Consider the following 26334-nt stretch of genomic DNA (forward strand, 5'->3'; position numbering starts at 1 on the left):
GGGTCAACTACAAGCTTTAAGTTGTCTTTTGATATACTGCGGTTTAAGAGTTCCTGCCGGAGCTTGAGGGCGAGGCTGTCATCACGCTTTTCCTTAAGCACGCGCAGATATTCTAAAAATTCACTTTTATCCGGTATAAAACTTAATTTTGCCGAGAACGTATCGGACCCTGCCGAGAATATTTGAAGAACGCGCGCTTCCTGTTGATAACCTGTGTTAAAAAATCTGACCTGTTGCCAGCTGACAAAGGCTTGCTCCGCTATAATACCGGGCAATACGGCGCCTTGCGATTCGCCAAAAATACCGGCCGCCGCTTCCTGCGTATTGTCCAAACTTAAATCATGCCATCCGGATTTATGGATAAAATCGGGAAAATCTCCCTGCTCATCAAGCGAATGCCAAAGGTTATATTGCGGAATAAACATACAATCAGCCCTTAACTGTTTCGGGTCTTTTCCCGCAACCTTTACCGACCAGTCAAGGCATGCCTTGCCTAATTCAACCGTCCATTCCTGCAAAACTACTCCATTAGGCAAACTGCCGCGGGCAATAATTTTCCCCGGGCAGGCGCTGACTATTTCCCACGATAGATTAAAAGATAATATCTCTTTATCCTGGCCGTGATACCTGCATGAAAAATAAAAACCTGAAGCCTTTGTCACGGCATATCCTTTATACCTTAAATGCATATTACCGTTATTAAATATCAGCCTGATATTATCTGTTTCTATAGCGGCGATACCCTCCCTGTCGCCGACAGTCTCCATATAATAAGATGTCACCCTGCCGGGGCCGCCCTCCTGGACTATTGAACCGTTCTCCAGCAAGACAAGGCGCGTGCATAATTTATCTATCATATTCATATCATGGCTTACAACAACTATTGTCATGCCTTTTTGCTTGAGCTCAAACACCTTTTTAACGCATTTTTCCTGCGCTTCCTGATCGCCTACGGAAAGAATATCGTCAATCAACAATATCTGCGGTTCTACGAAAATAGCCAGCGCGAATGCCAAGCGCATATACATGCCTTGAGAATAGTATTTAATAGGAGCATCAATAAACTTCCCCAGGCCGGAAAAATCTATCATCTCGTCCATGCGCCTGGTAAGCGTACCGGAATCCAGGCCATAGACCCGCGCGTTTATGGCAAGATTCTGCCTGCCGGTAAATTCAGGGTTAAAACCGGCGCCCAAATCCATCAAAACAGATACCTTTCCGTTAACGCGGACATGGCCCCTGTCCGGCACCAGCTTGCCGGCCGCGAGTTTTAGCATAGTCGTTTTTCCCGCCCCGTTATCCCCGATTATGCCTAATACCTCTCCTTTCTCCACGCCGAGATTGATATCCTTCAGGGCCCATATCTCTTCCCAGGAGACCTTATTATCCTGCATAAATTGGATATTATACTTTTCCCAGACCCCTTCAAATTCAATAGGTTTCATCTAAACCCTCTTTAAGATCTCTTTTTCTTTGCGCAAAAAAAATAGATATCCGGACAAAAAACACAATAATGCTATGATAAAAACAGTCCCCAGACAGCCTATGGACGGGGGCCTTGCCTCAAACAATATCCGGTTATACAGGGCGATAAAATGTGTCATCGGATTGAGCAATCCTATAAAACGGTAAGGATATGGCAGCATATCAAGATTATAGAATACGGGTGTTATCCAAAACCATATTGTAAGCGTTATAAAAAAGAAATGGGGGGCATCTTTTGAAAACGCGTTCCAGCCCGCGAAGATCATGCCAAGCCCGGCGGTAAAAATCAACTGTAAAAACACTGCTACAAACAATAAAGGCGCGGCCATTAACACCTTTATTTTAAATACAATAAATAACGGCAAGAGCGAAAAAAGGCCTATTAAAAAAGTGAAAAAAGCCGATAGGACGGCTGATAACGGTATAAATTCCGGAAGCAATATACCCTGTTTTAATATTGAAGCGTGACTGCCGAACGAATTCACGGATGCCAGCACAGAATTGGAAAAAAACATCCACGGTATTATGCCGGAAAGCACAAAAAACGTGTAATTCGGGGTATCTATCTTATAGGCCTTTGTAAAAATCAGATTAATGCTTATTGCCAAAAGCAATGGATTGATTACCGCCCACCATATATGAAGCCTTGAGCCTGAATACTGCGATTTAAAATCTCTTAAAGCAAGGCTTAAAAGCGTCTCTCTTAGGCTATAGGCTTTTTTCATCCTTTGGACGAACATATATTCACCTCTCCAAATATTTGTTATACGCGGACAATAAAGAAGACGCGGTAAAATCCCAGTTGTATTTTTCAACCGCTCTTGCCCTTGCCCTGGAAGATAGGGCCTGCCTCAATCCTCCGTCATTGACCAGCTTCAATATGCCATCCGCCAGGGCCGAACAATCACCCGGCTTTACCAGAAGTCCGGCGTCTTTTATCATATTGCCCACTTCTCCGACATTGCTTGCCACAATCGCCTTGCCGCAGGCCAGATACTCCGCTATTTTTAAAGGGCTTTTACACCGGGTTATATCATTATCTTCAAAACAAGCTACGCAGATATCCGCTGAATTAATATAAGAAGGCACAATCTCGTGGGGCAGAGACCCCGTAAATATCATATGCCGGCCCAAGCCCTGGGCGGAGGCCAGTTCCTTTAATTCCACCGACCTATAGCCATCGCCTATGATCATAAACGTTACCTCTTTTGTTTTTTTGAGTATAAGCCCGGCGGCCTTTATAAAAAGCTCGGCATATTGGCCTCCATGCAGTTGTCCGATATATAATACAAGATAACGACCTGTATTGTAACGCGTTTTGATGCCGTGGGATTGGTCCGGGCACGGCTTGAATTGATTTATATCTGCCCCGACAGGCGCGGGGAAGATATCATCCTCTCTGACCGCCGCTTTAAGGCAGAGTTCTTTAAGCCGCCTGCTTGACACCGATACCGTGTCCACGGCCAGAGGCATTAGTTTTTCAAGCATGTGAATAAACCCGCCTAAAACACGCTTCCTGGGGTTTGAATAATAAAATATCTTGGTCTCCCAGTCATCCCAATCATAGTGCGCGGGCTTGTTTTTAATCCAGGCCCCTATCAGGGCCGGAAGTGACGCGTAATAATAGCATTTCTGAAAATGCACCACATCCGCCCAGCCGGCCAGCCTTGTTATCTGGGCAGTGTTTTTTAAAAAAACAAGACTGCCGAGGCGCCGGCTTAAAGATATGGCCTCATAGCCGTTTTCTTGAAATCGTTTACCCGCGTTATTATTGTCAAGCGGAAAATAAACAAGCTTAACAACATGGCCCTTTTTTGCAAGCTGACATGCCAAATTTTTTATACGCGTAGTCCATGGTTCGGAAGCGGAATGGATGTCATGCGGGCCTATCATAAGTATATTCATCCTATCATCCCCCGGGAAAATACAAACTGCCTCTTATCTTTTTTATAATAAATAATGCCGTGTCCATGGCCAGGCTGATAATCAGCATGAAAAATATAATAAATAATTTTTTAATTTTTTTCATAACAGTTTCCGGCACAAAGCCCAAAACAGGGCCGCGTAAACCTATAAAAACCTCTGTTTACCAGTATATTATCGCAGGCGCGTTTGCACCCCGTATCCGTTTCAGGCGCATTACCAATATAGGAAAAATATCCCGCATCCTTTGGGACTTTTAAAGACTGGCGCCTGAATCTCTGCTGAAGGGCATTATTCCAAACAGAATAAATACTTTCATTATAAGCGTTGCCTATCGGCATGCGATGGGATTTCAGGCATGAATTATAATCTCCATTCGCCCTGACCCTCAAAAATACCCATCCCGCGAAACAACGCGTAACGGCGGCAGGGCTGTCATATTCACCCTTCTCGGCGCCCGGATTTAATATCCTCGCGGCAAAAACATCCTTGTTTATTATGCGCGCCTTGTGTTTTTTTTCACGGCAGAGCCGCGAAAAATCATCATAAAGAACATCTAACTGGCCTCTATTAAGAAGCAGGCTGTCCGTAACCCCGGGCATAATGTCCGGCAGGCCAAACTCTATACCGTCGCTTTTTGTGACAGAGGCCAGTTCTCTCATTTCCCGTGTAGATTTATAATTTAAATTAGTAATAAGGCAGAACAAAGACGAGCATGTCCCCGGGCTTTTGAGACTGTTAAATACCGCCAGATTCTCCTTCGTCTTTTGAAAATCCTCTTTGCTTCTGCCATGGAGCCGCGCGTATAAGTCGCCGTTCGCGGCCCAGATGCTTACCGTGATAGAAGCCATCTTTTTAAAAGACGCTATTCTGTTTATGTCGTTTCTGCCGCACTCGTTAAGGCTTGTGTTTATTCTAAAACACAGCCCCATTTTTTCAATCAGCTCCAGAACATCCCATATCCGAGGATGCAAAAAGGGTTCGCCGCCGCCAGATATTATTATCTCTTTTGCTCCGTATAAAGCAGCGTCTTTTATAAGCGATTCCGCGGCCGTAAAATCCAAGTCTTTAAAATCCGCGCTGGCCTGTTTAGCGTGCAGGGGAGAGTGCAGCCAGCAGGCTATACAATGACTGCGACATTTGTCCGTCAGGTCAATCTGCACGACATCAGGCCCCTTAAAAGCTGCTGCGCCGTTTACGATACCCCTTATATTGAGCAGACGCCTTTTGTTTTCCTTAAACGAAAACCTGTCGCGTAAAAAGCTCATATAAAACCTTTTCTATCAGAGCCTGGCGAATTATTTTTCACGCTTCAGCTTCAGCAATGCCTCGCCCGCCTTAAGCAGGAGAGGATTTTTTCTTAGTTTTTCCAAACACGCGTGCATCGGTATATTCTGCCACAAATTATCGCAGTTATAACAGCCTGTCCTGGCTTCGGCCTCGTTTCCTATTCTGGAAAAATACGGATCTTCTTTTGAAAGCGTCAGGCCATTGCGCCTGAATTCATTATATATATCCGAAAACCATATGTCCCGGAAACTATTTTTATATAAATTACCCATAGGCATGCGGTGCCCTTTACAGCAAGGCACGACATCCCCGGTCGCCATCACCCTGGCAAATAACCAGCCGGCATAACAAGGATACAGTTCAACCACATCTTCATCATAGGCGCCTGTAGACATGTTAATCCTCTCAACACGGTTGATGAAACTATCAAAATCGGAAAGGGTGACCATGCGGCCGGAATCATCCTTATACAAACGGTTTTCGGGGGTATAATTTTTCCTTATATCCCGCAGACTGCTAAGCAATTCCAATCTTTGGGCGCTGTCAAGCAAAAGCGTTTCGGTTTTGCCCTTCACTGTGTCAACAGGGACAAATTGTATATTATCGGCACTCACCTCCAGAGCAAAATTTATCATATCGCGTATATCCATATAATTCAGGTTAAAAATAACATTATGAAAAGTGACCCGCGGCCGCGCGGAGCCTGCCGCTTTTTTCATGCTATCAACGCGAGCCAGGGTATTCTTTATTTTGTTAAAAGTATCTTCGCTTTGGTTCGGATGCACCCTGGCATATGTCGCGGGCGTACCCGCCCAAAGGCTTATCGTAAAAGAATCTACGCCTAAATCAAATAATTCTCTGGCAATACTTTCATTAACAAGGCTAAAATTGGAATTAATATCTATTTCAATACCCCTGCCTTTCTGCCTTATATACCTTATGACCTGCAATATGTCCGGGTGCATAAAGGGTTCGCCGCCGCCAACTATTTTTACCTGCCGTAAACCCCCCATACAGGCCAAATCATCAAAAATACCTTTGACCAGATCCAGCGGCAGGCTTAATTTTCTCTCCCATTCCGGCATTGCCTTATCCCTCAACAGAGGAGACCTGCACCAGCACGCGATACAATTAAAGTTACACCTGTTAGTCAAATCAATATGCAATACCTCGGGCCCCATAAAAGCCTTTTCCGAGCGCATAATGCCTGCCGCCACCGACAGCCTGTCCTTGTCTTTCATTAATCTATCAAATCCGTCCATGTCTTTTTAATATGTCCCTGTATTTGTTGTGTATATCCAGATTTATCTGTATATTGTCACAGCTGTTCAAACAGCCTGAAGCGTGCCCTGGGTCATTACCTATTTGACAAAAATAAGGATCGTCAAAATCCAGTTTGAAAGATTTTTCCCTGAACAGACGTTCGGCGCCATTATTCCATATCCGGCAAAAAGAATCCTCATATACATTACCGACGCGGATACGCGAGGCTTTGAGGCAGGGGTTCACGTCACCACAGGCATTTATTCTCGCGAAGGCCCACCCGGTATAACATGGCTGCATGGGAACCGTTGCGTGTTCATATATGCCTTTGACTGCGTCAGGCGACGCAAGCCTCTTTAAAAAATTTTCATACTGCTCAATAAAAAGTTTAATTTGCCTGTTTCCGCTGTTATACTCTTTTAGGCAGGCCAACTGCGTCCTGATGTTTCCGGACACCGAGTCAATTTGTTCCTTATTAAGCAGAAGCTTATCTGTCTTGCCCGGTATCACATCCACAGGCACAAACTCAAGGCTGTCGGCTTCAACAATCTGCGCAAACCTGACCATTTCATCTATTTCCATGAAATTAACATTAGTTATAACATAATACAAGTTAATGTGCGGTAAAGGAGTAAATATATGCTGGCCATATTCTTTTTTTACGCGCGCGGTATAACACAACAATTCCTTCAAGTTATTGAACACGCGCTTTTCCTTGTTTGGATGCATACGCGCATAGCTTTCAGGAGTGCCGGCATGCAGGCTGACATGGATGTGGTCAACTTTTAAGTCAACAATCTTTCTTATCTTTTTCTCATCCAGTAGAGTAAAATTAGTGTTCATGCACACCTTCATACCATGATATTTGGCGCATTCAAGGATATCCATGATATCGGGGTGTATAAAAGGTTCTCCTCCTCCGGCAAAGAATAAGGTCATAGTGCCCATGCCTTTAAGCTCCTCTATTACCCTCTTTATTACGGCAAAAGGCAATTCGCCTTCCATATCTTTCTTTTTATCAGAGGAAAGTTCGCCAAGCAGAGGAGACCTGTTCCAGCAGCAAAGGCAATTATTATTGCATCTGTCCGTAATATCAAATTGCACAATCTCCGGGCCGGTAAAAGCTCTGGAGCCGTCCAATATGCCTTTGAGCAAGAGATCTTCCGTCATATTGCGCCTAAATAGTGGCAGTAGCGTAAGTCAGGCCGAGTTTTTCTATTAATTCCAGCATCCTACGCGCCCTTTCGTTTCTTATTTCATATGTATTTCTGCCGTCGGAACTGGCCCACTGCTTAGCCCTTATCGCCGGGTCATCCGGCAGGAGGAGGCCGTAATCTTCATGCCGCGCATTGAGTTCAGAGCCAAAATTTATCAGGCACACGCTGACAGCGCTTACCTTTACCAAACTGCTGGCGCTTATACGTCTCATGGCCTGACAGGTTTGGATGAAATTATCTTCGGTCTCCCCGGGGAAACCTACTATTATATTGACATAAGCGTATATTCCCGCCGCGCAGGTATCCATTATCACGTTTTCGGCTATTTTCGCGGTAAAAATTTTTCTCATTCTTCTTAAGACATTGTCAGAGAAACTTTCAACGCCATATACAAGAGTGCGGCATCCCGCTTTCTTAAGCTTGCGCAAAAACTCATAGGTCATTTCTTTGCGCGCTATAGCCTGGGAATCCCATCTTATATCCAGGCCTGAACCTATTATAAGATCGCACAATCTATCAAGCTGTTCAAGGTTACCGTTACAAAGAAGGTCCTTAAAACTGAAATCCATCACGTGATTATGAATTACATGGTATCTGATCTCGTCAAATATATTTTGAGCACTGCGGAAACGATAGGGTTTTGATGATGAATGATCGTTACAAAAACTACAGTTGCCTATACAGCCCCTGCTGGAAAAAATCGGCAGTTTCCTGAATTTATACATACTTAAATCCAAGCATGAAAAAGTGGGCCATGGTATGGAGTCCAAATCCATTATCGACGGCCTTTGCTTGTAAATATGGCCTGAATCTTTATTAAAAATCGCGCCGCGGACTTCGTTTTTTAGCGCGCGGCCATTAAGCGCCTCCAAAACTTCCGCCAGAGTCTCCTCTCCCTCTCCAACCACGAAAACGTCCACCATGTCCTTCGGGAGCAAGCCGCGCATATGTTCGTTTTGGCAGGCCCAGCCTCCGACTATAATATTCACCTTCTTGTCCGTTGAACGGATATGTTTGATTATCTCTGATGTCAGCTTTATGCCCGCGAAATTAACCGAAAAACCTATATTCCGAGTCTCAAAACGCTTCAAGATCTTATCAATATTCCGATACGCGAGATCCTTGAGTTTGGGCCAGATTTCTTCAAACAATACGCCGCTTGTCCACCAATCATAGCTTTTTTGTTCCCACAAATATTTCAAATTACTGCCAACCTCATTATACAAGGCAATATTCAGGTCAAAAACAGATACCGTATATGAATGCCTGCTTAAATAACTGTCCAAATAGCATACTCCCAATGGCGGCATATCTATATCCCATGGGGGGCACTGTATCAGCAATATGTCGGTCGGCTTAAAATTCATAATAAAATTTGAATGTAAACGCGGATTAACTGCATGTATTTATATTATATATCACTACTTACGAATGTCAATGTTCAATTTCTCCGTTCAATACACCGCTTAGAGCATAATATTCATTTAGTGTATGGATATTATTAAGTTTATATAATAACGGATTGACTTTATAAATCCATAAGACGTATAATTGAAACAATATAAGACTTCAAACCGGGGGCAGGGTATGCCGGAATTTAAACAAAAAATTGCTGACAAAAAAATTTGGGCGCTGTTTGTGCTTCTTTTGGCTGCCCTGGCTCTTAGGCTTTACAAGTTGGGGTCCAATGACCTGTGGTATGATGAAGTATTAAGCATACTCATAGGTCAAAAATTCTGTAGTAGTTGGAATCCGCCACTATATTTTATGTTTTTACATTATTGGATAAAAATATTCGGCGCTTCGGAATTCGCGCTGCGCTTTCCCTCCCTGATATTCAGCCTGTTAAGCGTATATGCCTGTTTCATTACGGGTAAACGGCTCTACAGCTTTAGCACAGGCATATTAGCGGGCGCTCTTATGGGCTTTTCATCGCTTCAGATCTGGTATGCCCAGGAGGCGCGGCCTTACAGCTTAATCGTGCTCCTCGGAATAGCTTCAACATATTTCTTTTGGCAGTCTTTAGTATCACGGAAAAACAAAAATTTTATCCTATACGTCCTGTTCTCTGTCTTACTGCTATATTGCGACATCACATATTTTAGTTTATTTTTGATCTCAGCCCACGCGCTATCATTACTGATTCTTTATCGCAAGCGCTTTCGGATATTCGCCATACTCCTTTGCGCGATTGGGCTATTATTCCTGCCGCAGGCGGTAAAATTTGCCCATAAACTTTTTTACGTAAAAAACGGATTCTGGATACCTCATGTCAGCGCGGGTTCGCTGTTAATCACGATTGAAAATTTTAATCTTGGCTATAATGTGTGGCCGCTTGCGTACAAGTTATCCCTTTTTTTTAGCGTTCTATTTCTATCCGGGTCTTTTTTATCAGCCACAAGAAACAGGGCATGGGCCATACCAACAGCATTTATGTCCATATTATGCTTCGTTCCGATACTATCTGTCTTTTTTGTTTCAAAAATTTTTTTCCCTTTGTATTTAGACCGGGGATTAATGCTTTTCAGCCCTTATTATTATGTTCTTTTGGCTTTCGGGATAAAGTATTTTTTTCAGGCGAAGGGTATAAGGGTAATAATATTTTTTGTTTTTATGTATCTTGTGGCTCTTGGGCTGATATGTTATTTCAATAATTGTATGTTCTCGCCTGTGGAACATCATACGGGCGTTCATTTAAAAAAACTTTTCGGAAACATCATAAAATTCATAAACGACCGCCTGGGGCCTTATGATGCCATAGCTCACACAAATTACACGACCTTAATCCCGTTGAGCTATTACGGACAAATCAACTGCCGCAATCAGTATTTTCTCTTCGCCCCGGGCGCGGTTGACACTAACTGGAACAGGCCTTTCAGGCAAGCAGAAAAACAACTTGACGTTACAAGCATTAGAATACCTGCCAATGGCGCCTTATGGGTCATTGCCTGTGATTGGCCGCGTGATCTAAGCCTTGACGTAAATTCAATAAATGTCTTAGCCGAGCTGTTCGGGAAGCATAAAAAAGATCTAAACGTCCAAATTGACGGCATATGGATATTCAGATTCAAAGAATAAAATACCCTTGTTTTCCAATAAAGCGCCTGGCATAGCCTGTTTCCAGCGCGCGGCCTTTAAAAAAAGAGGGCGCTATTTTTTCTTTCCGACACCCATTCGGGGCAGACCAGCATATCTTTGGGGCAATACGCGCTTGACCTTTGGACAATAATATCGTCTGATAACAGCCCCATAAACCTTTGCAATATCCTGGAATACTCTTCAAGGCTTAAAGGCGCATATTTATTTCTATTATACATACGCTCAAGCGCCGTTCCTCTTACCACATACAACGGGTGTATCTTGATACCGTCTATGGCCAGCCTTGACATCTGTTCGGCGGTCTGCATCATCATCTCCTCGGTCTCGCCCGGAAGGCCCAGTATGACATGGACGCATATCTTTATGGGGTATTTTCTGGTCAGGGTAAACGCCTTTAAAAAATCATTATAGCCATGGCCGCGATTAATTAATCGCAAACTGCCGTCGTGTATGCTTTGAAGCCCATATTCAATCCAAACTTCATAATCCGGGGCATAACCGGCTATAAGCCTGATCACGTCATCATCAACGCAGTCCGGCCTTGTAGCTATTGATATGGACACAATATCTTTGAATTTTCTTACCTTGTCATAGGTTTCTTTTAAAATCTGCCGGGGCGCGTATGTATTGGTATGCGCTTGAAAATAAGCGATAAATTTTTTGGCCTTAAAACGCTTTCTTGCCGCGAGCATACCGGAAGCTATCTGTTCTTCTATTGAAGAAAAAGCCTGCGCGCGAATGGGATAGCTGAAAGCCCTGTTATCGCAATATACGCATCCAAGCGTGCTTATCCTTCCGTCTCTGTTTGGGCATGAAAAACCGGCGTCTATGCATATCCTGTGGGTCTTTGCGCCAAACCTCTTCTTAAGATAGTCTGAATACCTTATCCTGCTCATAAAAACCTGGATTTTAAGCGGTTAATAAACAAAAAGGATATGCCGAAAAAAACGGCATATCCTATATAACTATTGGCAAGATACCGGCATTACCCGGTCAAGCCTTGTAGTTTCTGATAAAATTCTCAATACTGCGGTCCCATGTTTTTTCAGTATCGGTGGAAAAATAGCAGGCCGGCAGTTCTTTTCTTTTTCTGTGATAGGCAACGCACTCACAGCATACGCCTCGCCTATCGCAAGATTCGTAACTGCAATTGCAGACCTTTATATTCTGCGTTTTTTTACACTCCATAAAAACCGCCTTTTAAAAGCTCTAATTCCACTGCAGCCTGCCCATTACCGCTTGGGCGATATTTGTTACATGGTCGCCGATTTTTTCAAAATTACTTAACATATCCAGAAAAACTATACCGGAGAGAACATTACATCTGTTCTGGCCAAGCCTGTCTATGTGGTTTTTACGAAATAGTTCGGTAAGCTCATTTACCTTGTCCTCAATCTGCAAGACCTTTTTTGCCTTTTGGACCGAATTTTCCGACAACGCTTCAATAGCGCGAGTAATCATGTCGTCTACATGAGACAACATTATCTTGATCTCATCTACGGCGCCCTGGCTGAATGACAAATCAGAGCTTATCCTTCTCAAGGCAAGCTCCATTATATTCTCTGAATGGTCTCCTATCCTCTCTATGTCATTGACAGAATGTAAAAGCGCCGGTATCCTGCGGGCCTCTTCTTCGCTTAAATCGCGCTGTGTCAGCATCATAAGATAATCCGTGATAGACTCTTGCAGCCCGTCTAAAGCGTTTTCTCTCTGGGGCAGGTTTTTCAAAATTCTTTCATCAAGATTAAGGAACCCGCTTGCCGCTTCGTCAACCATGACTTTTGCCGATTGCGCCATCCTCGTTATCTCTTTTACCGCGGCGTCAAGGGCAAATATCGGGGTATTTATAAGATGCTTTTCCAGATATTTCGGGCCTGTTTCTATAGTAATATCTTCGCCAGGGATAAGACGCTCTACCGCTTTGGCAAAAAGACCTATGAAAGGAAGATATATCAGAGTCTCTATCACCTTCATGATGGTATGGGCATTGGCAATCTGCCTTAAACCGTCATGCGAGGTATGCATAACAAGCGCTGTAAAAGGCCCAAGCACAATAAGAAAAATCAAAGCTCCGATAATATTATAAAGAAGATGCGCGGCGGCAGTCCTCTTTGAGGCGATATTGGTGCCGATAGAAGCTATTATGACTGTGACACAAGTGCCTATATTGGCGCCGAGTATGATAGGGATAGCGCCCTCCACGCTCAAGAGCCCTACCGAGGCAAGACCTAAAATAATGCCGACTGTAACGCTTGAGCTTTGCAAGACAGCTGTCACAACCAATCCGGTCAATACGCCATATAGGACCCTTCCGTTTATGAGCATGAAGGCATTCGTTACCATGGGGCTGTTCGCGAAAGGCCCTACAACGCTTGTCATGATCTTAAGGCCCAAAAACAATATGCCAAAACCAAGGCAAAAAAGACCTAAGAACCGCCAGAATCTTTTCCTGGTAAAAACATAAAGTACCATGCCTATACCGATAATAGGCAGGGCGTAATCTGTTAGTTTAAAGGCAATGATTTGTGCCGTTATCGTAGTGCCGATATTGGCCCCAAATATAACGCCCAAAGACTGCGAGAGAGTCATAAGCCCGGCGTTGACGAAACCGACCACCAATACTGTCGTGGCGCTGGAGCTTTGTATCAAGGCGGTAATGCCTGTGCCGACCAGCATACCCTTAAACGGGTTTGAAGTAAGCGCTTTTAAGACATTGCGAAATTTATCACCCGCGACCCTCTGAAGGCCGTCTCCCATGATATGTATACCATATACAAAAAGACCTAAACCCCCAAATATACCGAACACAAGTTCTTTGAGCATAAACCTTCTTTCTAAAGGGCCTTAAGGAACCTTTTATTCTCTTTTAAAAAATTATCTATAGTATTGGCGGCTTTTAATATGTCTTTTATGGATGGTATAATCCTGGAAAATACGTCTACCATGCCTGGATCAAACTGGCTCCCGCTTCTTTTCTTTATAGCCTCTATGGCATAATCCATGGTCTCCGGCTTTTTATAAGGCCTTTCCGAAACTATGGCGTCAAACGCGTCTGCAAGAGTGACTATTCTCGCGTATAAAGGTATTTGTTTGCCGCGCAGGCCGAAAGGATAACCACTGCCGTTAAACCATTCATGATGATAAAGCGCTATCTCGCCTGCCGCCTGAAGGACCGGTGAAAGAGAGCCCGCGAATATCCTGCCGCCTATCCTGGTATGCTCTTTTATTTTATCATAATCCTGGGCGGTTATGTCTTTTTTGCGGAGTATATCGCTTGAAACACCTATTTTGCCGATATCATGCATTATGGAAGCAAATCTGATGACCTTGAGTTTCTTTGAAGAAAAATTCAATGCCCTTGCTATGGCCGTGGAATAATCGCTTACCCTGATAATATGGCTTCCTATTTCATTGTCTTTATATTCCGCGGCTATAGCAAACCTTAATATCATTTCTATATATGTGTCTTCTATATATTTTGATATATAAGGTTTGGCCATACATTATGCCTTGTTGGCACAGCCAAGTATGTCAATCTTGTGGGCAACAACCTTCTTTATCGCTTCACGCGCGGGGCCCAGGTAATTTCTGGGATCAAAATTAGCGGGGTTGCGGTCAAACTCGGAGCGTATTGTGGCAGTCATTGCCAGTCTAAGGTCTGTGTCAATATTGACCTTGCATACATTCATGCCGGATGCCTTGGTTATCGCCGGCTCCGGGACCCCTTTAGCGCCGGGCAATTTGCCTCCATGTTGATTGCATATCTCCACCAGTTCAGGCAATACGCTTGAAGCTCCGTGGAGAACAAGAGGGTATCCGGGCAGGGCATCCTGTATTTCTTTAAGCCTGTCAAAATACAATTTTGGCTCGCCGCTAAATTTGTAAGCGCCATGGCTTGTCCCTATCGCAATGGCAAGAGAATCACAGCCTGTTTCTTTAACTATCCTTACCGCCTCTTTGGGGTCTGTCAATATTGCTTCCTTTTCAGATACGGATATATTGTCCTCTATACCCTTGAGCCTGCCAAGCTCCGCCTCAACCACCACACCTTTACGATGGGCGTAATCAACAACTTGTTTTGTAAGGCGGATATTTTCCTCAAGGGGGTGCTTTGAACCGTCTATCATGACAGACGTGAATCCGCCGTCTATGCAGGCCTTGCATATTTCAAAATCTTCCCCATGGTCAAGATGGAGCACTATATCAAGCCCAGTATCCTCCATGGCCGCTTCTATAAGGTGCAAAAGATAAGCATGTTTTGCGTACTTACGGGCTCCGGCTGATACCTGTAATATGACAGGCGCCTTCTTTTCTTTGATAGCTTCGGTGATGCCCTGGACTATCTCCATATTATTGACATTGAAAGCGCCTACAGCATAACCGCCCTTTAAGGCCTTTTGGAACATTTCCTTGGATGAAATAAAAGCCATGGACCTACCCCTTTCTGTTATTAGTATTTGTTGATGTAATAGGAAAGTTAACATTATTATATGGAAAAATAAAATATATGCAAGAAATATTTTATTTTTTTCTCCAGGGGTTTAAGGGGTAAAGCTTCGTTGACAACAGAAGCATTTGATGGTATTATTTGGATATGACGCATACCTTCCTGGACATATCCAAAGCCGTATTGAATTTGATTTTCCCCGTTTACTGCCAAGGGTGCGGCGAGCCCCTTGGATACGACAACGACCTTTTTCTTTGCCGAAAATGCCTTGAAAAACTTACACCCTTCTCTGACGGATACTGCCCCGCGGACAACGTTTATCCTTTTTTAGAAAAGACCTGCCACTGCTGTATTTACGACGGGCTGGTCAGGGAACTGATACATAAATTTAAATATGAAAAAAAACTTTTCCTGAAACGCGCTTTTGTCCAGCTTCTGCACGGCCTTTTTGCGGCGAAGATGGCGGATAAGGGGATAGAGACTATAATATCCGTTCCTATGCTCGGCCCGGATGAAAGGGTAAGGGGATTTAACCAATCGGAAATACTCGCAAAAGGCCTGTCAAAAAAAACGGATATCGCCTATAAAAACGCTCTTAAAAAGAACTTTGCGACAAACGCGCAGGCAGGCCTTAGGAGGGCGCAAAGGCTGACCAATGTGAAAGACGCCTTTTCCTGCCGAAAACAGATAGATATACGGGATAAACGCGTTATGATAATTGATGATGTGTTCACTACAGGTTCCACGATAAACGAATGCGCCAAAGCCCTGAAAACAGGAGGTTCGGGCGCGGTGTTTGCCATGACTTTGGCGCGCGGCATTTAATAGGCCCGATAACACGATGAGAATATTAAGAAATTATATATTAAAAGAGCTGTTCTTCCCTTTGGCCGGTTCCCTGGCGGTTTTCACCTTTGTCCTGCTTATAGGCAATATATTCAAGCTCGCTGATCTGATGATAAATAAAGGGGTTGATGTATCAGACATCATGAAACTATTCCTTTACCTTACTCCCTATATATTAAGCTACACGATACCGATGGCCCTTTTGACGGCAACGATGGTCTGTTTCAGCAGGCTCGCGTCCGATAACGAAGTGATCGCGATGAAAGCAAGCGGTATCAGCCTTTACAAAATAGGTCTTCCGGTTATAATTATCGCTTTTATCATAAGCCTCGCCTCCGTCTATTTAAACAACACGGTCTTGCCCGCTTCACATTACGCTTCTTATAAATTGGTCAAGGGCGTTGCCCTGAAAAACCCGACGGCATATCTTGAACCCGGCGTGTTTATCAAGACATTCAAAGGCTATATAGTAAGAATTGACAGGATTGAAGGCAATAAACTTGACGGCGTTCTCATCTATCATCTGCAAGAAAAAGGGCCGGCGCGGACAATAATCGCGGAAAGCGGGGAATTTATTCTCCACCCGGGCAGGGGCATGATAACATTAAGGCTGTCAAACGGTTCAGTTGATGAGCCGAATCCCGACGACCCAAGCGTATTCTATAAACTGAATTTCGGGACTTATGACATGACACTTAACGCGGAAAAAAGCATATCGCCGGATAGCATTGAAAAAAAACCAAAATCAATGACTATCAAAGAATTAAAAGAAGACATAGCAAAATTAAAATCATCGGGCAAAAGCCCTGAATATATCAGGACCAACACAAACGAAAGGCTCACCGAGATACACAGAAAGATCTCCATGGCATTCTCAAGTTTTGTTTTCACCCTGGTAGCATTACCGCTGGCAATAAACACCAAAAGGCGCGAAAAATCAATCGGCTTCGCTATCAGCCTGATTATACTGGTATTGTATTATTTCATGCTGTTCGGCGGCATGGCATTAGCGTTACGCGGTATAATACCGCCCATAATGGGAGTGTGGGCGGCAAACCTTGTCTACCTTGTCACGGGTTTGATATTAACATCGCGTATTATTGAACAATAAAAGCGGCGAAAGTCGGGCCCGCGGATCCGGTCAAAATGAAAATATTTGATAGATATTTCACAAAAAATTTCATGCTTCCGCTCGTCTATTGCCTTTTCCTTTTTATATTCCTCTACGTTGTCGCCGACGTATTTGCCAACCTTGAGGACATACTGCGCAATAAGGTGCCCATACCGATATTGCTCCAGTATTACGGCTCGTTTATTCCGGCTATTTTCGTGCAGACTTTGCCGATAGCCTCTCTTCTGGCCGTGGTATATATGCTAAGCGTATTCAACAAGAACAATGAACTGACCGCCGCCAAGGCCTGTGGTATCAGCGTAAGGCAATTACTGCTTCCCGTATTTATCATATCGGCACTGCTCGGCCTGTTAAACTTTTTAATGAACGAAACCGTTGTCCCTGACGGGGCCGTCAGGGCCGAAAAGATCAAATCGGAATACATAAAATCAGGGTCGGGTAATTCAAAAAAACTTTCCCTTGTAAAAAATCTGACATATTATGGTAAAAATAATCATCTTATTTACGCCCAGGAACTTAACGTTGACAGTAACAGCATGTCGGGGATAATTATTATTGAGCGGGACAATAACCTTAAGATACGCAGAAAGATACTGGCCGCGAGAGCCTTATGGAAAGACGGGGCATGGGTATTTTATGACTGCGTGATATACAGATTTAACGCCTTGGGAAAAACAGCCGGCAACCCGCTTGTTTTCGCGCAAAAAAGCATAGATTTTACTGAAACACCCGAACAATTGCATAGATTTGAATTTCGGGCGGGATATATGAACTACAGGGAACTAAAAAAACATATCACTGAAATGTCCGGCTCCAACTCAAAAATACTTAACAGCATGAAAACCGAACTCTACTTTAAGACAGCTATGCCGTTTATATCCTTTATCATTATGTTGTTAGGCATGCCTTTCGCGCTGTCAACAAAAAGGGGCGGGGCCATGTCGGGTATCGGCATAAGTATATTTATCGGACTGCTTTACTACGGTTCCATTTATATTGCTCTTGCGATAGGTAAAGGCGGCCTCTTGCCGCCTTTTGCCGCCGCTCATCTGCCAAATATACTGTTTACACTCTTAGCTTTCAGGCTTTTAAAAAGACATGGAGTTTAGATAGGATTTTTTAAGGGCGAAGTTCGCGGAACAGCTTTCGGAAAAGTTTTACGCATTAAAGGCGTATCAAGCCTCTAATATTTTTAAAAGACGGTATAGGTTATCTTCCGAGTCTTTCTTTTTTTCACAGGCAATAGCGAAATCGGTAAGAACTATTTTGTTGGAGACAATGCCGACCATCTTGTCGCTTGCTCCCTCAATCAATGATGTTACTGCCGCCGAACCGAGCCTTGAGGCAAGTATCCTGTCAATAGCATTCGGAGCGCCCCCTCTCTGTATATGCCCCAGCACTGTTACCCTTGCCTCATATCCTGTCAGCCGCTCTATGGTTTTTGCCACCTTATGCCCATGTCCGGCGCCTTCAGCAACAACAAGTATCCAGCTTACCTTGCCTTTTTTGCGCGCGGCCTTTATCTCGGAACATATGGCTGTTATATCAGGCTTTGATTCGGGCAGGAGAACGTCTTCGGCGCCGCCGGCAATCGCGACCCGCATAGCTATATACCCGCTATCGCGGCCCATAACCTCTACGACAAATATCCTTTCAAGGCTTGTAGCCGTGTCCCGTATCTTATCTATAGCGTCAAGGGCAACGCCAACAGCGGTAAGCGAACCTATGGTAAAATCCGTCCCGTTAATATCATTGTCTATTGTTCCGGGCACGCCTATACAACGTATATCTGATTCAAGGCATAAGGCGTGCGCGCCCTGGAATGAACCGTTTCCTCCTATAACAATAAGAGCGTTTATATCATAATTTTTTAAAAATTTAACAGCTTTTTCACGGCCTTTTTTGGTCATAAATTCGCCTGAACGCGCTGTTTTGATTATAGTGCCTCCCAGGTTTATTATACTGCTTACGGAGCGCCTGTTAAATTCCACGAAATCGCCCTTGATAAGGCCGTCATATCCCCGCATTACCGCGAACGGCTTGATACCATAATACAAAGCCGTCCTTGTAATACTCCTTATGGCGCTGTTCATACCGGCGCAATCTCCGCCGCTTGTTAAAAAAGCCAGCCTTTTCAATTTACTCATATTTTATCAAGGTCCCCTTTGTCCTTTAACCTGCTTTTAAAAGTCTCTTCATCAATTAGCGACGCCTCATAAAGCATCTTAAGGGTCTTGTCCATCGTTATCATACCGCTTCTGGCGCTGGTCTGGATAACGGTAGGCAGCTGCTCGGTCTTTTGTTCACGTATAAGGCTTCTTACGGCGGATGTGGCCGTCATTATCTCACAGGCAACAACTCTTCCATTACCGCTCCTCTTGGGTAAAAGTTGTTGGCATATCACGCCCTGCAGAGAACCGGCGAGCTGTATCATTATCTGCTTCTGCTGATGGGGCGGAAATATATCTATCAACCGGTCTATTGTCTGGGGCGCGTCGGGAGTATGCAAAGTGCTCAACACGAGATGGCCTGTCTCGGCGGCAGTGATAGCAGTGGATATAGTCTCCAGATCCCTCATCTCTCCGACTAATATAACATCAGGGTCCTGGCGCAAGGCGTGCTTTAACGCGTTGGCAAAACTTTTTGTATCAGAGCCTACCTCTCTTTGCTTAATTATACTTTTATTGTTCCTGTGCACATACTCAATAGGGTCTTCAATACTTACTATAAGGGCCTGTTTCTGTGTGTTAATCAGGTCAACCATGGCCGCCAGAGTAGTGCTCTTGCCCATACCGGTAGGGCCTGTAGCCAGGACCAGGCCATTGGGCCTTAGAGCAAGGTCGGCAACAATAGCCGGCAAACCGAGTTCTTCTATGGTCTTGATTTTTGAAGGTATGACCCTAAAGGCAGCCTCTATACTGCCTCTTTGCATATGAACATTTACCCTAAACCTTGAAAGGTCAGGCACGTATATGGAAAAATCTAATTCAAGTTCGGTCTCAAACCTCACCTTTTGATTATCGTTTAGAATGGAATATATAATCCTTTTGCAGTCTTCTCTTGATAAGGCCGGATATGAGGTATGCTGTAAAATACCGTCTATCCTTAGCGTGGGGGGCAGGGCTTCAGTCAGGTGTAGATCGGAAGCGTCTTTTTCAACGGCATATCTCAATAAATCCTTAATATCAATATTAACCATTTGATCTCCTTATCATATACGGTAAATCCCGTTCAATACACTAACAAGCGTTTACCGGGCGTGCGCTCCGCCCCCGGGCATGATATTCTTTAACTGAAGGGCCAGTTCCTCCGGATTAGAGGCATAGGCCAGTGCCGACTCTCGGCTTATAACGGATTTTTTAAGCCACGCGGTAAGAGATTGGTTAAATGAACACATCCCAAAAATAGCGCCTTCTTGTATAAGAGAGGCAAGTTGGCCCGATTCACTCTTGGCAATGCATTTCTTTATAGTGGGCGTTAACAGCATTATCTCGCATGCCGGCACCCTGCCCGGGCCATCGCTTCTGGGGACAAGCCTCATGGATATAATGCCCTTCAAAAGCCCGCTTAACTGCGTGCGGACCTGGGCGTGGGCATAAACCGGAAAAAAATCCATGATCCTGTCCACTGTCTGCGCCGCGTCAACGGTATGGAGACTGCTGAAAACCAGATGCCCTGTTTCTGCAGCCATAATAGCTGTCTGCATTGTAACGGCATCCCGCATTTCTCCGATTACTATTATATCAGGGCTTTGCCTTATTATATGGCGCAGGGCATGGTTAAAATCCACGGTATCTGGACCTATCTCTCTTTGGGATATTATGGATTTTTTATCTTCGTGAATAAATTCAACGGGGTCTTCAACCGTAATAATATGCTTGTTGAAATTTTCATTGACATAATCTATCATAGACGCGATAGCGGTTGATTTTCCGCACCCTGCATAGCCGGTGACCAAAACAAGGCCCCTCTTTTGGCAGGCAAGGTTTTGCAGGACATCAACAGGCAGGTTCAGGCTTTTTAACGAGGGTATTTCGGCCTTAATATGACGGAAGGTTACGGCCGGCGTTCCGCGCTGCATATAAATATTAAAACGAAACCTGCCGGTATCGGGGACACTGCGCGCCCCGTCAAATTCCTTATCAGAATCAAACCGGTTTCTCTGTTCCTGCGTTAAAACCGAACCGATTATACTATCTATATCGGAGGCATTGAGTTTTTCACCGGGCAAAAAAAATAAGGCATCGTCTATTCTCAAAACAGGCGTATTACCTGTTTTAAAATACAAATCCGATGCCCCCCTGTCGGCCATCTGCCTAAGGTAATAGTCTATCTTCATGTCCCAAGTTCCCAGCTTTTAAGATACTGCCTTTGCCGGGCGCTTAACGTATCAATACGAATGCCCATTGACTTTAACTTCAAAAAGGCTATGCGCTCGTCAATATGTTTAGGCACTGCGTATACCTGTTTTCGCAAATTGCCGGATTCTTTCGCGGCGTATTCGGCGGAAAGCGCCTGATTGGCAAAACTCATATCCATAACACTGGCAGGATGGCCTTCGGCGCTGGCAAGATTGATAAGCCGGCCTTCGCCAAGCAAGTATATCTTCTTGCCATTTTTTAAAGTATATTCTTCCATTGACGTTCTGATATGCCTTATATTTTTTGAACAGCTTCTCAAGGCGGAGATGTCAAGTTCTACATTAAAATGCCCGGAGTTTGCCACGATAGCGCCGCTTTTCATCAGCATAAAATGTTCCCGGCCTATGACCGTCGTGTTGCCGGTAAGGGTAATGAATATATCTCCTATTTTAGCGGCATCCTTAATAGGCATAACCCTGTAACCGTCCATGGCCGCCTCCAGCGCCCTTAAAGGGTCTATCTCCGTAACAATCACATTAGCTCCCGCGCCACGGGCGCGCATAGCCACGCCTCTGCCGCACCAGCCGTAACCGCAGACAATAAACACGCAACCAGCTAAAAGCTTGTTTGTGGCCCTTAATATGCCGTCTATTGTTGACTGGCCCGTGCCGTAACGATTATCAAAAAGATGCTTGGTCTGCGCGTCGTTAACCGCGATTACCGGAAAAAGCAGGAGTCCTTTGTCCTGAAGGGCCCTTAATCTTATAACACCGGTTGTCGTTTCTTCCGTGCCTGCCATGACATTTTTGGCAAGATCTTTGCGTTCTTTATGCAGGGCTGAAACCAGGTCAGCGCCGTCATCCATTGTCAGGCTGGGGCGTATATCAAGAACGGAATTGACATGCTTATAATACGTCTTGTTGTCTTCTCCTTTTATCGCGAATACCTGGATACCGTGGTCTTTCACAAGCGATGCCGCGACGTCGTCCTGCGTGCTTAGCGGATTGGACGCGCACAAGGCGACATGAGCGCCTGCCGCCTTTAACGTTATGGCAAGATTGGCCGTCTCGGTGGTGACATGAAGGCAGCAGCTAAGTTTTATACCCTTGAGGGGTTTTTCCTTTACAAACCGGTCTCTTATCAGATTCAACACGGGCATGTCTTTAGCCGCCCACTCAATTCTTAACCTGCCTTGGCCGGCAAGCTTGATATTTTTTATATCATATTTCATACTAACCTCACCTTTTTCGTTTTATTATGTAGTTTTTATATCCTCTTGGCCTTTTCGGCAAGCAAACCGGACTTGTCGGTATCTTCCCATGTAAAACACGGCCTGCCGAAATGTCCGTAAGCGGCTGTTTCCTTGTAAATCGGCCTTCTTAGTTTTAGGCAGTCTATAATACCTCTTGGAGTGAGGTCAAAATTTTCCCATAAAAGTTTCTGAAGCTTTTGATCGCTTATCCTGCCCGTGCCTTTGCTGTTGACGTTAAGGCTTACAGGTTCCGCGACTCCAATGGCATAGGCTATCTGTATCTCGCATTTTTTTGCCAGCCTTGCGGCTACGATATTTTTCGCCATATAACGGGCCATATACGACGCCGAACGGTCCACTTTGCTGGGGTCTTTGCCTGAAAAAGCCCCGCCTCCGTGGCTGCCTACTCCGCCATAAGTATCCACTATGATTTTTCTGCCCGTGACCCCCGTGTCCCCCTGCGGCCCGCCTACCTCAAACCTGCCCGTCGGGTTTATATATATCAGCGTATTCTTATCTACCATGTCTTTGGGCGCGGCAGGGTCAATAACATATTTTTTTATGTCCTTTTTTATGTCCTGCATTTTAGCCTTATGGTCATGATGAGCGCTGATAACTATCGCGTCAATCCTTTTGGGGCCTTTGTCATCGTATTCCACGGTCACCTGGCTTTTTCCGTCAGGCCTTAAATATTTCAATATGGCCTTTTTACGCACATCCGCAAGCCTGCGTGTCAATTTATGAGCCAAGCTAATCGGAAGAGGCATCATCTCTTTGGTCTCATCGGTAGCGTAACCGAACATCATGCCCTGGTCACCCGCGCCGCCCGTATCAACGCCTAAGGCTATATCGGGAGACTGCTCCTGGACAGCCGTTATAACGCCGCACGTATGGTAATCAAAACCATACGCGGCATCAGTATATCCTATATCTTTTATGGTCTGGCGGACTATCTTTGGTATGTCAATATAACATGAAGTTGTTATCTCTCCGGCAATAAAGGCAAGGCCCGTGGTCACCATTGCCTCGCAGGCAACCCTGCCATTGGGGTCTTTATCGTAAATCGCGTCCAATACGGAATCGGATATCTGATCGCATATCTTGTCCGGATGCCCTTCGGTTACAGATTCGGACGTAAAAAGATGTTTTTCTCTCTTCAATTTGCCTTCTCCTTTTTTTTAACAGACGCTATTAACAACGTGAATGATCTCTGCGGTTTTGCTTGCTACCATTTCATGGCCCGGGCTTTGTTTAAAAACTTTTTATCGCCTATGTCAAACCACTTGCCCTTGAATACGCGGCCGTAAACAGTTTCCCGCTCAACAAGCCATTTTATGAAAGAACCCGCCAGATCCAGCGGATTATTGCCGGCCTTATATTTCTTCAGCATCCGTATCTTGTCTTTTGGAAAATAATAAAGGCACATGGCCGCCAGTGTTGACTTGGGCCTGGCAGGCTTTTCTTCAAACGATGCTATGCTTGAATCTTTATTAAGTTCCACTACGCCGTAATTTTTGGCGATATTTTTACTCCCGACATCAAAAAGACCCACCCACACGCCCTGCGGGCGCAGCTTGGATTTTCTGATAAAGTCATTCAGGCTGAAATCAAACAGGTTGTCGCCCGCCACAACCAATATATCGGTGTCTATCTTTTTTTTGTTAATGGCAACGATTATGTCTCCTATAGAACCTTTTCTCTGGTCAAGCTCTTCCACGCCGTCATCAATTATATGGATACGCCTGCCGCACCTGTAATCGCGCGCCCAGGCGGTAAAGGCATTAAAAAATTTCGCGTTGGAAACAACATATATATCAGACAGGCCGCTTATCCGGCTTATCTTCTTAATTATGTGCTCTATGATCGGTTTCCCGCCAACAGGCAATAAAGGCTTAGGGCAATCCAACGTAAGGGGCCAAAGCCTTGTAGCATATCCTGCCGCCAATATTATCGCTTTCATGATCACGCAACCCCATAGACTATGTCTCTAAACCGCTTGGAAACAAGCGCTTCCACCTCTTTGCCCGTTGAAAGTTCAAGGGCGCGCAAGACAAGGTTCTTGGCATCTTCATACTTCACAGAACGTATAATCCTTTTTATCTTCAAAAGGCTGGGCGGCGGAACACTAAATTCGTCAAGTCCCAAACCGAGCAATAACGGCGCGTATTTTAACTCGCCCGCCATTTCACCGCACATGCCTACCCATATACCCTTGGCATGGCCGGCGTCAATAATATTTTTCAGAAGGCGCAAAACCGCGGGATGCGCCGGTTCATAAAGATAGGCTATCTTTTCATTGACCCTGTCAACGGCCAGGGAATACTGTATAAGATCATTGGTACCTATACTAAAAAAATCCACCCTGCTGGCAAGTATATCGGCGATAATGGCGGCGGATGGGACCTCTATCATCACACCAACTTCCATATCCCTGCCAAACGGGATTTTTTTTGCCCTTAACTCCTGCCTGGCTTCGTCAAGGCATTTGTTGGCGGCCTCAAGTTCTTCCACTCCCGATATCATAGGATACATCAGCCTAAGTTTTCCATGCGCCGAAGCGCGCAACACCGCCCGTAATTGCACCTTGAACAATTCAGGCTTTGCCAGACTTAAACGTATAGCGCGCCAGCCCAAAAAAGGGTTCATTTCTTTCGGCACATCAAGCTGTGACAAAAATTTGTCCCCGCCGAGATCAAGACTGCGTATCGTCAGCGTATTTGGTTTTACCTTATCTATAACAGCCCTATACGCCTGGTAGTGTTCTTCCTCGGTAGGCAAACCCGCGCGGTTCATATAAAAATATTCCGTCCTGTAGAGCCCTATGCCTTCCGCGCCGTGGGCGATTATCGCGGGCACTTCATCCGGTAATTCTATATTGGCGGCCAATTCAACCCTGTGCCCGTCAATTGTCTGGGCGGGCAGGCACCTGATGTCCTGAAGCTCTTTGTCAAATTTTATAAGCTTCTTTTGCTCTTTAAGATACTGGGTAACAACAGCCCTTGCCGGGTTCAGGTAAACATGGCCGGTGGTCCCGTCAATAATAAGGGTATCGCCATTTTTAACGTTTTCCGTAATATTCTCAAGCCCAACCACGGCAGGTATCTCAAGAGATTTTGCCATAATGGCCGTATGCGATGTCTTGCCTCCTATATCCGTTACAAAACCGACTATATGCCTCCTGTGCATTGTAGCCGTATCGCTCGGGGCCAAATCGTAAGCTACGACAATGGATTTCGGAGGAATATCAAGCAAGGCCTGTTTTTTCTTCCCAAGCAGGTTTCTCAAGAGCCTCTTTCCCACATCTTCTATGTCGGTTATGCGCTCTCTTAAATACTCGTCATCCATTTTTTGGAAAGCGTCTATGTATTTACGCAAAACATCCTCAAACACGTATTCAACATTATATTTCTGGTCCCTCAAACGGCTTATTACCTCATCTATTATCGTCCTGTCTTCAAGCACAAGCAGATGGGCATTGAATATTGCGCCGTGCTTGGTGCTCATTTCCGTAGAAATATTGTTGCGTATAGTTATAAGTTCCGAGCGCGTTTTTATAAGCGCTTCTTCAAACCTGGTTATTTCAGACGGGATATCCGATACCCTGATCTTAACCTTTGGAACCTGTATATCCTCGCTGTTATAAAGGTAGACCTTGCCTATCGCTATGCCGGGAGAAGCGGGAATTCCTTTAAACATATAACGCTTTTCCTTTCCGCAAGAGATTATTTTTGTTCATGATAATCATCCCTGTCGCTAATCAAGACCTTTTCAAGTTCCAATACGGCGGCTTCGGCATCTACGCCGACAGCCTTTAAGCACACTGACGCGCCTCGTTCGGCCGCCAACATTAGAATTCCCATTATTGATTTACCGTTTACTTCCTGTCCGTCTTTAATAATGGATATGTCGCTGTCAAACTTATTGGCTATCTGAACAAAAAAAGCGGCGGGCCTGGCATGCAAACCCTGCTTGCTTTTGATCATAATATCTTTTGTTACTGTCTTAAGTTCCATTTTCTA

24 protein-coding genes are annotated in these 26334 nt (G+C 44.7%); 4 read left to right on the top strand and 20 right to left on the bottom strand.

What is annotated here, in order from left to right:
• The 7 genes from PHV77_01225 to PHV77_01255 form a co-directional block, all read right to left on the bottom strand.
• The coding region (locus PHV77_01225) for an ABC transporter ATP-binding protein (protein ID MDD5503923.1) at positions 1-1445 on the bottom strand (1445 nt) is incomplete at its 3' end.
• Positions 1446-2225 carry an ABC transporter permease gene (locus PHV77_01230; GenBank protein MDD5503924.1) on the bottom strand — a complete coding sequence of 260 codons (780 nt, stop codon included), beginning with the start codon at positions 2223-2225 and terminating at the stop codon, positions 1446-1448.
• Positions 2226-2229: 4 nt separating this feature from the next.
• On the bottom strand, positions 2230-3390 hold the full coding sequence (locus PHV77_01235) for a glycosyltransferase family 4 protein (GenBank protein ID MDD5503925.1): 1161 nt from the start codon (positions 3388-3390) through the stop codon (positions 2230-2232).
• Positions 3391-3500: 110 nt separating this feature from the next.
• Positions 3501-4676 (bottom strand): radical SAM protein, encoded by a 1176-nt coding sequence (locus PHV77_01240; protein ID MDD5503926.1) that lies wholly within the window; start codon positions 4674-4676, stop codon positions 3501-3503.
• 30 nt (positions 4677-4706) lie between these two features.
• Complete coding sequence (locus PHV77_01245) at positions 4707-5960, bottom strand: radical SAM protein (GenBank protein ID MDD5503927.1); 1254 nt, start codon at positions 5958-5960, stop codon at positions 4707-4709.
• Positions 5947-7131: a radical SAM protein gene (locus PHV77_01250; GenBank protein ID MDD5503928.1), complete on the bottom strand. Its 1185-nt coding sequence runs from the start codon at positions 7129-7131 to the stop codon at positions 5947-5949. Before PHV77_01250 ends, PHV77_01245 begins: the two co-directional genes overlap by 14 nt.
• 7 nt (positions 7132-7138) lie before the next feature.
• Positions 7139-8545, bottom strand: a complete 1407-nt coding sequence (locus tag PHV77_01255) for a radical SAM protein (GenBank protein MDD5503929.1) — start codon at positions 8543-8545, stop codon at positions 7139-7141.
• Between the two features lie 220 nt (positions 8546-8765).
• Here PHV77_01255 and PHV77_01260 point away from each other — a divergent pair, with 220 nt between their 5' ends.
• On the top strand, positions 8766-10256 hold the full coding sequence (locus tag PHV77_01260) for a glycosyltransferase family 39 protein (GenBank protein MDD5503930.1): 1491 nt from the start codon (positions 8766-8768) through the stop codon (positions 10254-10256).
• A gap of 56 nt (positions 10257-10312) precedes the next feature.
• On the opposite strand, the gene PHV77_01265 is transcribed toward PHV77_01260, so the two are convergent.
• The 5 genes from PHV77_01265 to fba all read right to left on the bottom strand — a co-directional run bounded on the left by PHV77_01265 (position 10313) and on the right by fba (position 14707).
• Complete coding sequence (locus tag PHV77_01265; GenBank protein MDD5503931.1) at positions 10313-11173, bottom strand: TIGR01212 family radical SAM protein; 861 nt, start codon at positions 11171-11173, stop codon at positions 10313-10315.
• Between the two features lie 97 nt (positions 11174-11270).
• A complete protein-coding gene (locus PHV77_01270) occupies positions 11271-11465 on the bottom strand; it encodes a DUF6485 family protein (protein ID MDD5503932.1) in 195 nt (64 codons plus the stop codon).
• A 21-nt stretch (positions 11466-11486) separates the two neighbouring features.
• On the bottom strand, positions 11487-13100 hold the full coding sequence (locus PHV77_01275; protein ID MDD5503933.1) for a Na/Pi cotransporter family protein: 1614 nt from the start codon (positions 13098-13100) through the stop codon (positions 11487-11489).
• An 11-nt stretch (positions 13101-13111) separates the two neighbouring features.
• A complete protein-coding gene (locus PHV77_01280; GenBank protein ID MDD5503934.1) occupies positions 13112-13777 on the bottom strand; it encodes an HD domain-containing protein in 666 nt (221 codons plus the stop codon).
• Positions 13778-13780: 3 nt separating this feature from the next.
• Positions 13781-14707 (bottom strand): class II fructose-1,6-bisphosphate aldolase, encoded by a 927-nt coding sequence (fba, locus tag PHV77_01285; protein MDD5503935.1) that lies wholly within the window; start codon positions 14705-14707, stop codon positions 13781-13783.
• A gap of 164 nt (positions 14708-14871) precedes the next feature.
• On the opposite strand from fba, the gene PHV77_01290 reads away from it, so the two are divergent.
• Genes PHV77_01290 through PHV77_01300 form a run of 3 tightly spaced genes read left to right on the top strand, consistent with a single transcriptional unit; the run spans position 14872 to position 17811 of the window.
• Complete coding sequence (locus PHV77_01290; GenBank protein ID MDD5503936.1) at positions 14872-15549, top strand: ComF family protein; 678 nt, start codon at positions 14872-14874, stop codon at positions 15547-15549.
• Between the two features lie 16 nt (positions 15550-15565).
• Positions 15566-16681, top strand: coding sequence for an LPS export ABC transporter permease LptF (gene lptF, locus PHV77_01295; protein MDD5503937.1), 1116 nt, complete (start codon positions 15566-15568; stop codon positions 16679-16681).
• A gap of 35 nt (positions 16682-16716) precedes the next feature.
• On the top strand, positions 16717-17811 hold the full coding sequence (locus PHV77_01300) for an LptF/LptG family permease (protein MDD5503938.1): 1095 nt from the start codon (positions 16717-16719) through the stop codon (positions 17809-17811).
• Between the two features lie 66 nt (positions 17812-17877).
• Here the strand turns inward: PHV77_01300 and pfkA are convergent, their stop codons facing one another.
• The 8 genes from pfkA to PHV77_01340 form a co-directional block, all read right to left on the bottom strand.
• Positions 17878-18840, bottom strand: coding sequence for a 6-phosphofructokinase (pfkA, locus tag PHV77_01305; GenBank protein ID MDD5503939.1), 963 nt, complete (start codon positions 18838-18840; stop codon positions 17878-17880).
• A gap of 5 nt (positions 18841-18845) precedes the next feature.
• A complete protein-coding gene (locus tag PHV77_01310) occupies positions 18846-19901 on the bottom strand; it encodes a type IV pilus twitching motility protein PilT (GenBank protein MDD5503940.1) in 1056 nt (351 codons plus the stop codon).
• 51 nt (positions 19902-19952) lie between these two features.
• The gene (locus PHV77_01315) at positions 19953-21041 is read right to left on the bottom strand and encodes a PilT/PilU family type 4a pilus ATPase (protein MDD5503941.1); all 1089 of its coding nucleotides are present in this window, start codon (positions 21039-21041) and stop codon (positions 19953-19955) included.
• Positions 21038-22294 carry an adenosylhomocysteinase gene (ahcY, locus tag PHV77_01320; protein ID MDD5503942.1) on the bottom strand — a complete coding sequence of 419 codons (1257 nt, stop codon included), beginning with the start codon at positions 22292-22294 and terminating at the stop codon, positions 21038-21040. Before ahcY ends, PHV77_01315 begins: the two co-directional genes overlap by 4 nt.
• A 35-nt stretch (positions 22295-22329) precedes the next feature.
• Positions 22330-23475, bottom strand: coding sequence for a methionine adenosyltransferase (metK, locus tag PHV77_01325; protein ID MDD5503943.1), 1146 nt, complete (start codon positions 23473-23475; stop codon positions 22330-22332).
• 65 nt (positions 23476-23540) lie between these two features.
• A complete protein-coding gene (locus tag PHV77_01330; GenBank protein ID MDD5503944.1) occupies positions 23541-24275 on the bottom strand; it encodes a nucleotidyltransferase family protein in 735 nt (244 codons plus the stop codon).
• A gap of 2 nt (positions 24276-24277) precedes the next feature.
• Positions 24278-26011 carry a phosphoenolpyruvate--protein phosphotransferase gene (gene ptsP / locus PHV77_01335; GenBank protein MDD5503945.1) on the bottom strand — a complete coding sequence of 578 codons (1734 nt, stop codon included), beginning with the start codon at positions 26009-26011 and terminating at the stop codon, positions 24278-24280.
• 26 nt (positions 26012-26037) lie between these two features.
• Positions 26038-26328, bottom strand: a complete 291-nt coding sequence (locus PHV77_01340) for an HPr family phosphocarrier protein (protein MDD5503946.1) — start codon at positions 26326-26328, stop codon at positions 26038-26040.
• Positions 26329-26334 lie beyond the last annotated feature (6 nt).

The sequence above is a fragment of the Candidatus Omnitrophota bacterium genome, from assembly GCA_028716165.1.
Taxonomy (GTDB): Bacteria; Omnitrophota; Gorgyraeia; order JABMRG01; family JABMRG01; genus JAQUQI01.